The sequence below is a fragment of the Kitasatospora sp. NPDC056076 genome (assembly GCF_042266305.1).
In the GTDB taxonomy this organism is placed as follows: domain Bacteria; phylum Actinomycetota; class Actinomycetes; order Streptomycetales; family Streptomycetaceae; genus Kitasatospora.
On sequence record NZ_JBHJWG010000031.1, the window covers coordinates 1 to 11,474 of the forward strand.

Consider the following 11,474-nt stretch of genomic DNA (forward strand, 5'->3'; position numbering starts at 1 on the left):
CGGCGATGACGATCTTCGCGGAGGTGGTGGCGCGGGTGGGGGCGGCCGCGTTAGAGCTTGCGAAGTCCACTGAGGACCCTTTCGAGCAGCGTGACGTCGGGCTGGTTTCCGGATTCGCCCCCGGAAGCGGGCTGGTGGATGGCGACGAGGCCGGCCTCGGCCAGGTCGGCCACGAGGATCCGGGCGACTCCCAGGGGAAGTGAGAGCAGCGCCGAGACCTCGGCGACGGACTTGACCTCCGTGCACAGCGTGCAGATCCGCTGGTGCTCGGGGAGGAGGGTGGACAGGCGCTGCGGATCGACGTCGGCGGAGACCAGGGCCTCCAGCGCGAGTTCGTAGCGGGGCCGGGTGCGACCACCGGTCATGGCGAACGGTCGGATCAGCGGGCCGGAGTCCTGCTCGTCCTCGAACTCCTCGACGTACCCGGGCTCCTGGGCCGGCCGGTGGCCGGGGGCCTGGGCGGGCACCTGGCCGGGCGGCGTCGGGTAGCCGGGCGGCGGGGTGTCGAAGGCGGGCTGCGGCCGGGCGTACGGGTCGTACTGCCCGTACTGCTCCTCGGGCCGGGCGTACGGGTGCTGCTGGGGCTGCCCGTACTGGTGCCGACCGTACTGCTGACCGTGGCCGGCGCCGGGTGCTCCGAAGGCGTCGTGGCCCGTGCCAGGGTACGGAACGCCGTACTGGCCGCTGCGGTCGTCGGGCGGTGTCACGGTTCCTCTCCTCACAAGGTGCGGCGGTGCGGTGCGGGCTTCGGTACGAGTCCGGAGCCGGTGGTGCGAAGGCCGTACAACGTCCGAACCCGAGCCCGCCGAAGCGGGCCCGGGAAGGACGCGGAGGTACTTCGAATACCTGGACGGTATCCGACGAACCGTCAGTGCAGGAGACTGCCCTGGAGTTCTGCGCGGAGCGCGGGGGTGAGGACGGCGCCGGCCCGGTCGACGAGCAGGGCCATCTCGTACCCGACCAGACCGATGTCGGAGTCGGGGGAGGCGAGCACCGCGAGGGCGGAGCCGTCGCTGATGGCCATCAGGAACAGGAAGCCGCGCTCCATCTCGACGACGGTCTGGTTGACCTCGCCGCCTTCGAAGATCCGGCTGGCGCCGGAGGTGAGGGAGGTGAGGCCGGAGGCGACGGCGGCGAGCTGGTCGGCGCGGTCGCGCGGGAAGCCCTCCGACATGCACAGCAGGAGGCCGTCCGCCGAGACCACCACGGTGTGGGACACCCCGGGGGTGTTGTCCACGAAATTGGTGATCAGCCAGTTCAGGTTCTGTGCGGCCTGGCTCATCTGAGTCAACTCAACGCTCCTGGTGGTTCGAGCCGCCGAAGAGATCGGTGCTCCGGTTCTGTCCGTTGCCGGACTGGTCTACCTGATCGGGGTCGATCCGGAAGCTTCCGGTGTTGCCGGCGCTGCGGCCCTGCTCGACGCCGCGGCGCAGGTTGGTGAGGCGGCCACGGACCTCCTCGGGGCTGCGGGAGACCTGCGGCCCTTCCTGCGGGGTCGGCTTGGCGTTGCCGGGCACCAGGTTCTGCTTGGGCACGCGCCGGGGCAGTCCGGCCCCGGTGGTGCCGGCGGACGAGGGCTCGCGCAGCTGCTCGGCCCGCTGCCAGTCACCGTCGTTCGGCGACTGCCAGGGGGAGGCGGTCGGGCCGGTCGGGCCGTAGCCGCCCAGTGCGGACACGTCGTGGCCGCGGGACTCGACGGGCGCCGAGGTGTCCTTGGCGCCGGCGAACCAGTTCGGGGTGTCCCCGGACGGGGTCAGACCGACCGGGGCGCTGCCCGGGCCGCCGCCCGCCAGCTGCTGGCCGGGGCGGCGCTGGGGCAGCCCGGACGGCAGGGTGGCGGCGGGGGCCGGCGCGGGCTCGGCGGTGGGCAGGGCGGGCGGCTCCGGGGTGTACGGGTGGCCCGCGGGGGCCTCCACGGCCTGGTGGCCGTAGCCGTCCTGGGCGTACTCGTCCTGCTGGTAGCCGCCCTGGTCGTAGCCGTAGCGGTCGTCGGCGTAGCCGTCCTGCTGGTAGCCCTGCTGCTGCGGGTACTGGCCGTAGCCGTCCTGGGCGTACTCGTCCTGCTGGTAGCTGTTCTGGTCGTAGCCGTACTGCTCGTCGGCGTAGCCGCCCTGCTGGTAGCCCTGCTGCGGGGCGTACTGGTCGTAGCCCTGCTGGTAGTCCTCCTCGACCTCGGCGTCCAGCACCTGCTCCTGCGGGCCGCCCTCCAGGGCCGCGCGGCGGACCTGGTCGAGGCGCTGCGAGCGCTGGACGGCCTCCAGGGCCGGGCTGAACCCGGAGGAGCCGGCGTTGCCGATGCCGGTGAGGTGGTCGTCGAAGCCGAGCTCGGCGGCACTGCGGCCGCCGTTGTCCGGGGCCCACTCGGCGGTCGGCTCCTGGTCGGCGAAGATCCGGGAGACGGTGAACTGCTCCTCCGGCTCCGGCGCCATCGCGGACTTGGTGACGAACGGCGGGAGCATGACGAGCGAGGTGGTGCCGGCGGACTCGCCGGACGGGCGGAGCTGGACGCGGACGTCGTGCCGCTGGGAGAGCCGGCCGACCACGAAGAGGCCCATGCGGCGGGAGATGGTGGCGTCGACCGTGGGCGGCTCGGCCAGCTTCTCGTTGATCTCCGCGAAGTCGTCGGCGGTGAGGCCGATGCCCTTGTCGTGGATCTCGACCAGCACCCGGCCGTCCGGCAGGCGGGTCGCGTTGACCAGCACCCGGGTCTGCGGGCTGGAGAACGAGGTGGCGTTCTCCAGCAGCTCGGCGAGCAGGTGGACGAGGTCGGTCACGGCGGCGCCGACGACCTCGACCTCGGGGATGCCGGACAGCTCGACGCGCTCGTACTGCTCCACCTCGGAGGCGGCGGCGCGCAGCACGTCGACCAGCGGGACCGGGGTGTTCCAGCGGCGGCCGGCCTCCTCGCCGGCGAGGACGAGGAGGTTCTCACCGTTGCGGCGCATACGGGTCGCGAGGTGGTCCAGCTTGAAGAGGTTCTCCAGCTGGTCCGGGTCGGCCTCGTTGTTCTCCAGGTCGGTGATCAGTGCCAGCTGGCGCTGGATCAGGCCCTGGCTGCGGCGCGACAGGTTGGTGAAGATCGCGTTGACGTTCCCTCGCAGCAGGGCCTGCTCGGCGGCGAGCGCCACGGCCTGCTGGTGGACCTGGTCGAAGGCCCGGGCGACTTCGCCGATCTCGTCCTTGCCGTGCAGCGGGATCGCGCTCACCGAGGTGTCGACCCGGTCCGGGTCGGTCTTGGAGAGCTTCTCGACCAGGTCCGGCAGGCGGTGGTCGGCGATCTCCAGGGCGGCGCTGCGCAGGGTGCGCATGCCGAGGATCATCGAGCGGGCGACGTAGCCGGTGAGCAGGCCGGCCAGGATCAGTGCGGCGACGACGATGACCGTGTTGAGGATGGCGTCGTAGAGCGCGTTGTCCTTGAGGTTGCGGGAGTCGGTGAGGACGGCGTCCAGCAGCGCGACTTCGGTGTTCCGCAGGGCCTGGATGTGGGTTCCGGCGGCCTGGTTCCAGTTGTCCGGGGTCAGACCGGAGTTCTTGGCCTCGGCGTACGCGGCGTCGGCGGCGGCCTTGCCCTTCTGCTGGCCGATGGCGGCGGCCTCGGCGTAGTTGGCGGCCAGCGCCAGCAGGCCCCCCATGGTGGGTGCGGTGCCGTTCGGCATCTTGTAGGCCGAGCGGTCCTGGGCGGTGGCCAGGGCGACCTGGGCGTCCGCGTACTTGCGGGCGTCCTCGGGGGCGGCACCGGTGTTGAACTCGGAGAGCGAGACCTGTTCCAGCTTCTCCGCGACCAGGATCTGCTGGGTCATGTCCTGGTTCTCGTAGCGCGTGGTCACGCCCTGCGAGGCACCGACCAGCAGGCTCAGCATCAGCGAGCGCTGGGTCGAGGCGGAGGCCTTGGCCAGCGACATCGCGTAGATCGCGCGGCCCTTGCTGGTGGCGTTGGCGGAGCCGTTGCCGACCGAGTTGTCGTAGGCCAGCAGCGGCGCGAACATCGCCGAGTAGGCGCTCGCGGTGGCGCTGGCGAACAGCTCCCTGCCGTACGCGACCTGCCGCAGGTGCGGGAGGTCGACCACGAGGGTCTGGAAGGCCTCGTGGCGGCGCGGGAGCTCGCCGGACTTGTCGGAGGCGTCGTACGCGGCGTTGTAGGCCTTGAGCGCGGCGTCGGTGTCGGCGCGGCGCTTGGCGACCTCGTTGTTCGGGTCCTGCCCGGTGAGCAGGGGTATCAGGGTCTTGTCGCGCTCGTTCTCGAGCGCCTCGGCGAGTTCGGTCGCCGCCTTGGCGAGCTCGGCGGTCTTCTCGGCCTTGGAGGCCTTGATGTAGCCGTCGACCGAGGTGTTCACTCGCAGACCGCCGAAGACGAGACTGATGATCACGGGGATCAGCAGGATCGCGATCAGTCGGGTCGGCACGCGCCAGTTGCGCGGACGGAGGAAGTCGTACCGGCTGGACGGCCCGCCTTCGCCGGACTGACCCGCCGCACCCGTGCGCGGCTCCGTGGAGGCCGTCGGGGGCTTGGGGGCCGGGGTGGTCTGGGGACGCTCCTCGGTGGGAGTGAACGCGGAGAATCCGGCCGGTTCCGCGGCGCCGCCGTTCGGCGCGCTCTGGCGGGGCTCGGAGCGCCGCTGCGGGGCGGGTTGCTGCTTACGCCTCACTCGACTACTACCTCTCGGCCGACTTGCCGGCCATGGATCAATCCAGCGCTACCCCCGGGGCCCTGGCCCGCCGCCGGACGGCCGGAGCGGGATGTTCAGGGGTAGCTGGAATTTCAGCACGTGCAGGGATGGGGGACAAACAGCCGTCGCAAGGCACCCGCGTCGGAACAATACGGACAATCAACGACATGACGGAGCAAAACCGTGGTGATCTGGCGCTGAGTGACGCTGATTCGCCACGCTGCGTCATTGTTGATCACAAAATGCCTACCGAACTGTTATCCGCTGCTTATACACGGGTCTTGCGCGCGGCCCCGGGAGGACACCGGCCGGTAAAGCACCGCCGCCCCGGCGACCCGTCAGTGTGACGGTTCGCCGGGGCCGCTCGGTTCCCGCGGGTGCTCGCGCGCCCACCGGTGCCCGTGTGCCCGGCTCGTCAGCGGAGTCGGGCGAGGAGGGCGTGTTCGACGAGGGTGATGAGGGCGCTCTTGGCGCTGTCGCGTCGGCGGGCGTCGAGGGTGACGACGGGGGTGTCGGGGCCGAGTTGGAGGGCTTCGCGGACTTCGTCGCCGGTGTGGGGCTGGTGGCCGTCGAAGCCGTTGAGGGCGACGACGAAGGGCAGGCCGCTGTTCTCGAAGTAGTCGAGGGCGGGGAAGCAGTCGGCGAGGCGGCGGGTGTCGACGAGGACGACGGCTCCGATGGCGCCTCGGACGAGGTCGTCCCACATGAACCAGAAGCGGTCCTGTCCGGGGGTGCCGAAGAGGTAGAGGATGAGGTCTTCGTCGAGGGTGATGCGGCCGAAGTCCATGGCGACGGTGGTGGTCGTCTTGCCGGAGACGTGGCTGATGTCGTCGATGCCGGCGGAGGCCGAGGTCATGACGGCTTCGGTGCGCAGGGGGTTGATCTCGGAGACGGCGCCGACGAGCGTGGTCTTGCCGACGCCGAAGCCGCCGGCGATGACGATCTTCGCGGAGGTGGTGGCGCGGGTGGGGGCGGCCGCGTTAGAGCTTGCGAAGTCCACTGAGGACCCTTTCGAGCAGCGTGACATCGGGCGTTCCGCCCGACTCGCCCGCGGCGGCGGGCTGGTGGATGGCGACGAGACCGGCCTCGGCCAGGTCGGCCACGAGGATCCGGGCCACACCGAGCGGAACGCCGGCCAGTGCGGAGATCTCCGCGATGGACTTGACCTCGCGGCAGAGACCGACGATCCGGGCGTGCTCGGGCAGCAGCCCGGTGGTGCGCTCGGCCGAGCCCGTGGTCGAGATCAGGGCCTCGATCGCGAGCTGGTAGCGGGGGCGGGTCCGGCCGCCGGTCATCGCGTAGGGGCGGACCAGCGGCTGCTGCTCGTAGCCGTCGGACTGCTGCCCGCCGTAGCCGCTGCCGTACCCGTTGCCGTACGAGCCGGCGGGTGTCGAGGGCGGGGTCATGGGTCCTCCTTGTGCTGCGGCCTTGGGCAGCCGGTTCCAGCTGGGGCGGTGCCAGCTGAGGCGGGATCAGCTGCCTGAGGGTAGCTGAGGGTGAGGCGCCGGGTCCGGTCGGGTCGGACCCGGTGCGGGGTGGAACGGTGGATGGTCCGCGTGGGTTCCGGTCAGTGCAGGAGACTGCCCTGGAGTTCCGCGCGGAGTGCGGGGGTGAGGACGGCGCCGGCCCGGTCGACGAGCAGGGCCATCTCGTACCCGACCAGACCGATGTCGGAGTCGGGTGCGGCCAGGACGGCGAGGGCGGAGCCGTCGCTGACGGCCATCAGGAACAGGAAGCCGCGCTCCATCTCGACGACGGTCTGGTTGACCTCGCCGCCCTCGAAGATCCGGCTGGCGCCGGAGGTGAGGGAGGTGAGGCCGGAGGCGACGGCGGCGAGCTGGTCGGCGCGGTCGCGCGGGAACCCCTCGGACATGCACAGCAGGAGGCCGTCGGCGGAGACCACCACGGTGTGGGACACCCCGGGGGTGTTGTCCACGAAGTTGGTGATCAGCCAGTTCAGGTTCTGTGCGGCCTGGCTCATCTGGTTCAACTCAACGCTCCTGGTGATCTGCGCCGTTGCCGTCGCTCCGGCCACCGAAACTATCGAATCCGGGCTGCTGGGCACCATGCTGGGAGCCCGGCTGGTTGGCGGCCTGCTCGGCCCCGGCCCGCCGGCCCTGCTGGATGCCGCGGCGCAGGTTGGTCAGGCGGCCGCGGACCTCCTCGGGGGCCCGGGAGACCTGGGGACCGGTCAGCGGCGAGGCCTCGGCGGTGCCGGAGACCAGGTTGGCCTGAGGGGTCCGCCGGGGGAGGCCGGACATGGTGACCCCGCTGGTCGAGGGCTCGCGGACCTGTTCGGCACGGCGCCAGCGCTCGTCGTTCGCGGACGGGCGCCAGGGCGCGTCACCGACGCCCGGCTGCGGCGGCTGCGGCTGGCCCTGCGGGGCCTGCTGCTGGGGCGCCTGCTGCTGGGCCTGTGGGGCCTGCTGCCGGGGCGCCTGGCCCTGGGGGGCCTGGGGGCGCTCCTGCCGGGGCTGCTGCTGCGGGGCCCGCTGCGGCCGGCCCGGCTGCTGGAGGTCCGGCGCGGAGGTGCCGGGCCGGCGCGGCTGGTACGAACGGGGCCGGCCCTGCGGCTGGCCGTCGGCCTGCTGCGGGTACCAGGGCTGCTCGCCGGTGGCCTCGGACGGGCCGGTCGGCAGGGCCATCGGCTCCTGGCGCTGCGGCTGCTGCGGCGCCTGCTGCTGCGGGGCCGGCTGCGGCTGCTGGGGCTGCGGCTGGGCCGGGCCCGGCACGTTCGGCAGCACCGGCTCCACCAGGCCGAGGCCCAGCGGGTCCCGCGGGTCGATCTGGCTGGCCTCGAAGCGCGGCCGGGCGAACTGCTGGGTGCTCTCCACCGACGCCGGCTCGGCCGACGGCAGCGGCTGGGGCTGCTGCTGCGGGGGCAGCTGGGGCTGGCGGCCCTGCTGGGGCGCCTCCGGGCCGGGACGCTGCGGGCGGCGCTGGCCCTGCGGACCCTGCGGCCCTTGGGGACCCTGCGGACCGGGCCGGCCCGGCTGACCCGGGCCCTGCGGGCCCTGCTGACCGGGGGTGCGCTGCGGTAGGCCGTCCTGCGGACGGTTGCCCGGACGGGCACCCTGCTGCGGGGCACCGGGACCGCCGGGGCGGCCGTGCTGCGGCTGCTCGCCGGTCCGCGGCGCGGGAGCGCCCGGAGCACCGTCGAACTCGCCGCCGGGACGCGGACGTTCCTGGCCGGGGCGGCCCTGGCCGCGGCGCGGCAGGCCGTTCGGGCCGCCCTGCGGCGGGCCCTGACGGCCGGGGGCGCGCTGCGGCAGCGCGCCCTGCGGCGCCTGCTGCGGCTGGCCGGGGCCCTGCGGACCGGGCTGACCCGGTCCCTGCTGGCCGGGCTGGCCGGGGGCCTGCTGGCCGGGTCCCTGCGGGCCCGGACCCTGCGGCGCCGTGGCCGGTCGGCCCTGGCCGCGCCGACCCGGCTGACCCGGGCCCTGCGGGCCCTGCTGGCCGGGGGTGCGCTGCGGCAGGCCGTCCTGACCGGACCGGCCCGGAGCCTGCTGGCCCTGCGGGGCCGGGGGGGTCTCGCGCAGCGACTGGCCGACCTGACGGGTCGGCAGTCCGGCCGGCCCGCCGGTCCGGCCGCCGGGCGCACCCGGGCCGGTCGGCGCGGCGGGGGCGGACGGACCGCCCTGGCCGAGCTGCGGACGGCCGCCCTGCGGGGCACCGCCCGCCGGGCCCTGGCCGAGCGCGGCCGGACCGCCCTGGCGGGCGGGCGGCACCTGGCGCTGCTGGCGCGGCGTCGGGGCGGCCCCGCGCTGCTGCTTGCCCGCTGCGCCGGGGCCGGGACGGCCGCCGGGGCCGCGCCGGTCGGCGGAGTTGGTGACGTCGACCGGGAGCATGACCAGCGCGGTGGTGCCGCCGGAGTCGCTCGGACGCAGCTGGATCCGGATGCCGTGTCGCAGGGACAGGCGGCCGACCACGAAGAGGCCCATGCGGCGGGAGACCGAGACGTCCACCGTCGGCGGGTTGGCCAGGCGCTCGTTGATCTCGGCCAGGTCGTCCGGGCTGAGGCCGATGCCGGTGTCGTGGATCTCGACCAGCACCCGGCCGTCCGGCAGGGCGTGGCCGGTGACCCGCACGCGGGTCTGCGGGCTGGAGAACGAGGTGGCGTTCTCCAGCAGCTCGGCGAGCAGGTGGACGAGGTCGTTGACGACGCGGCCGGCGACCTCGGCCGACGGCACGGCGGCGAGTTCGATGCGCTCGTACTGCTCCACCTCGGAGGCGGCGGCGCGGAGCACGTCGACCAGCGGGACGGGGCGGGTCCAGCGGCGGCCCGGGTCCTCACCGGCGAGGACGAGGAGGTTCTCGCCGTTGCGGCGCATGCGGGTCGCGAGGTGGTCGAGCTTGAAGAGGTTGGCCAGCTGGTCCGGGTCGGCCTCGCGGCTCTCCAGTTCGGAGATGAGCGACAGCTGGCGCTGGATGAGGCCCTGGCTGCGGCGCGAGAGGTTGGTGAACATCGCGTTGATGTTGCCGCGCAGGAGGGCCTGCTCGGCGGCGAGGCGGACGGCCTCGCTGTGCACCATGTCGAACGCGTGGGCCACGTGGCCGATCTCGTCGGTCGAGTCGACGGCGACCGGCTCGACCGTGGTGTCGACGTCGTGCGGGTCGCTCTCGGAGAGCGTCTTGACCAGCTCGGGCAGGCGGCGCTCGGCGACGTCCTCGGCCGCGGTCTGCAGGCGGGTCAGCGAGCGCACCATCGAGCGGGCGATCAGACCGGCGCCGCCGAGGGCGATGATCAGGGTCAGGGCGACGGCGGCACCGATGATCAGGGCCTCGGTGTCGGCCTGGGACTGGAGGTCCTGGGCCTTTCCGTCGAGGTCCTCGATCAGCTTGGCCTCGATCCGGCGCTCGGCCGTGATCTTGGTGGTGGCCTTCTCGTACCAGTCCTTGTACGAGACCGCCTCGGTCTGGTGGATGCCGCCCGGCTGGAGGATCGAGCGCGAGTAGCGGTCCGCCTCGGCGATGACGTTGTTGTAGCTCAGCTGGCCGCGCAGGTTGTCCAGGTCGTGCGAGGTGTAGATGTTGTTGAAACTGGTCAGCGCGTTGTCGTACGTGGTGCGCAGGCGGATGCCGAAGGACTCGTCGCTCGCGCTCAGGTCGGGGGCCTTGGGGTTGCCCAGACCGGCGCTGATCAGCGCGCGCTGCTGCGAGGTGGCGTCCTTGGCGAGCGAGAACTGCTGCAGCGCGCGGGTGGCGATGAGCAGGTCCTGGTTGTTCGAGGCGAGCGCGATGTCCTGGGTGATGCCCAGGAGGTCGCGGATGATCACGTCGTACGCGGTGATCGTCGCCTGGATGTTCTGGTTGTTCTGGTACGGCGTGTTGCGGGCGTCCGCGATCGAGTTCAGGTCCTTGCGGATCTGGAACAGCAGCGCCTTCCCGCCGGAGAGCTGGAGGTTCTCGAACTTGTCGGAGGAGGCGGTGAAGGTGCGGCTGAGGTCGTCGGTGCTCTTGCGGGCGGCGACGATCTCGTCGTCCAGCGGGTCGTTCGGCCGGTTGGTGATGTAGCCGGCGCTGATGTCGCGTTCGGTCTGCAGGGCGTCCGCGAGGTTGGTCGCCTTCTTGGCCAGGTCCGACAGGTTGGCCATCTGGGCGAGCTGCTGCGAGTTCTGCATCGAGGTCTGGATGCGCAGGCCGCCGAGGACCAGCGAGACCATGACCGGCAGCGCGAGCAGGGCGATCAGTCGGGTGCGGATGCGCCAGTTGCGCATCGCGAGCCGGCTCAGACCGGTGGCGCGGCGCCTGGTCAGGGTGGTCCGGAGCTTGTCCCGGGCGGACTTCCGTTCCTGGCCGTCGTCGTCCGGCCGGGCGAGGGCCTCGGGCGTCACGGGGTCGGTCGGGCCGCCGGGGGCCGCCGCCTGTTGAGGGGCTGCCACGGGCTCGCGCGACTCCGGGTTACCCGCGGCGCCGCTACCCCTTTTGAAACGTCCCTGCACTGGCGTCGCAACCTCTGGACCGGGCGTCCCGCCGCGTCGCCACGGCCTGGACGGTGTCGAGTTTCCTTCCGCACCCCGGCCGGTCCGGGAGAGCGGGTCGCCGGGGTGGACTGCTCCCTACCCACGGTCCGTGGCATTCCAGCACAGCGAGGGAATCCCAACAAGGGCCGCCGGAACCGACGGTCGGGTACTACCGACCGCATGCGTGATCTCACTGACTGTGCGGTAACCGGACCGGAATACCGCCTTTTTCGGACACTCGCCGGATACATGCCAACGTGGCCGGAGATCGACAAGAGTCGCAGACCTGCCGGAATGACCGTTCCGGGCGAATTGTCGGGAAATTCCGATCCGGCGATATGTCGGATATTCGTGATTTGTGCGTCAATTTGTGAGCAAAATCACAGGTGAATGTGTAGCTTTGGTCACGGCCCGTATGGAAAGAGATCTCGTAACCTTGGCTGTCTCCTGAGCACGGCCCCGATCAGCCTGCCCAGAACCCCTCCGAATCAATCGGAATCACGCAGGCCGGTGCGGATCCCTGGCGGACCGCCCGGCCACGACCACGAGGTGCTCTCGATGTCCCTGGCGAAGAAGGCCACCAAGTCCACGCTGTCCTGCCGCTCCACGGCGAACCCGCGCCGGACCACGCTGGCCTCGGTCGAGGACTTCAGCAGGATCCCGGGTGCCCGCAAGCCCGAGGACGTCGTCACCTACGGCACCGAGCTGCCGGCCGTCACCGCCAACCCGCGCCGCGTCCAGCTGATGGTCGCCCCCGTCATCACCCCCCGGGACTGATCCCGCCCCTGGCGCGACCCGAGGGCGCCGTCACCGCGAACAGCGGTGGCGGCGCCCTCGTGCGTCC

At 72.3% G+C, this 11,474-nt stretch carries 8 protein-coding genes; 1 reads left to right on the plus strand and 7 read right to left on the minus strand.

Annotated elements, in window-relative coordinates; all coding sequences use genetic code 11:
• Nucleotides 1–50: 50 nt before the first annotated feature.
• From ACFC1T_RS24170 to ACFC1T_RS24200, 7 genes are all read right to left on the minus strand, one after another.
• The gene (locus ACFC1T_RS24170) at nucleotides 51–707 is read right to left on the minus strand and encodes a DUF742 domain-containing protein (RefSeq protein WP_375891702.1); all 657 of its coding nucleotides are present in this window, start codon (nucleotides 705–707) and stop codon (nucleotides 51–53) included.
• Nucleotides 708–868: 161 nt separating this feature from the next.
• On the minus strand, nucleotides 869–1,282 hold the full coding sequence (locus ACFC1T_RS24175; RefSeq protein ID WP_097236138.1) for a roadblock/LC7 domain-containing protein: 414 nt from the start codon (nucleotides 1,280–1,282) through the stop codon (nucleotides 869–871).
• Between the two features lie 10 nt (nucleotides 1,283–1,292).
• On the minus strand, nucleotides 1,293–4,646 hold the full coding sequence (locus ACFC1T_RS24180; RefSeq protein ID WP_375891703.1) for a nitrate- and nitrite sensing domain-containing protein: 3,354 nt from the start codon (nucleotides 4,644–4,646) through the stop codon (nucleotides 1,293–1,295).
• Nucleotides 4,647–5,082: 436 nt separating this feature from the next.
• On the minus strand, nucleotides 5,083–5,667 hold the full coding sequence (locus ACFC1T_RS24185; RefSeq protein ID WP_375891705.1) for an ATP/GTP-binding protein: 585 nt from the start codon (nucleotides 5,665–5,667) through the stop codon (nucleotides 5,083–5,085).
• Entirely contained in the window at nucleotides 5,648–6,073 is a 426-nt protein-coding gene (locus ACFC1T_RS24190; RefSeq protein ID WP_375891707.1) for a DUF742 domain-containing protein, read from the minus strand. Before ACFC1T_RS24190 ends, ACFC1T_RS24185 begins: the two co-directional genes overlap by 20 nt.
• Nucleotides 6,074–6,234: 161 nt before the next feature.
• The gene (locus ACFC1T_RS24195; RefSeq protein ID WP_030248297.1) at nucleotides 6,235–6,648 is read right to left on the minus strand and encodes a roadblock/LC7 domain-containing protein; all 414 of its coding nucleotides are present in this window, start codon (nucleotides 6,646–6,648) and stop codon (nucleotides 6,235–6,237) included.
• A gap of 10 nt (nucleotides 6,649–6,658) precedes the next feature.
• Complete coding sequence (locus ACFC1T_RS24200; RefSeq protein WP_375891709.1) at nucleotides 6,659–10,549, minus strand: nitrate- and nitrite sensing domain-containing protein; 3,891 nt, start codon at nucleotides 10,547–10,549, stop codon at nucleotides 6,659–6,661.
• Between the two features lie 639 nt (nucleotides 10,550–11,188).
• Here ACFC1T_RS24200 and ACFC1T_RS24205 point away from each other — a divergent pair.
• On the plus strand, nucleotides 11,189–11,407 hold the full coding sequence (locus ACFC1T_RS24205) for a hypothetical protein (RefSeq protein ID WP_375891710.1): 219 nt from the start codon (nucleotides 11,189–11,191) through the stop codon (nucleotides 11,405–11,407).
• Nucleotides 11,408–11,474: the final 67 nt, after the last annotated feature.

Bases quoted from the DNA above. Each gene is read 5' to 3' on its own strand.
- ACFC1T_RS24175 (WP_097236138.1), bottom strand. From the start codon at position 1,282: ATGAGCCAGGCCGCACAGAACCTGAACTGGCTGATCACCAATTTCGTG.
- ACFC1T_RS24190 (WP_375891707.1), bottom strand. From the start codon at position 6,073: ATGACCCCGCCCTCGACACCCGCCGGCTCGTACGGCAACGGGTACGGC.
- ACFC1T_RS24195 (WP_030248297.1), bottom strand. From the start codon at position 6,648: ATGAGCCAGGCCGCACAGAACCTGAACTGGCTGATCACCAACTTCGTG.
- ACFC1T_RS24205 (WP_375891710.1), top strand. From the start codon at position 11,189: ATGTCCCTGGCGAAGAAGGCCACCAAGTCCACGCTGTCCTGCCGCTCC.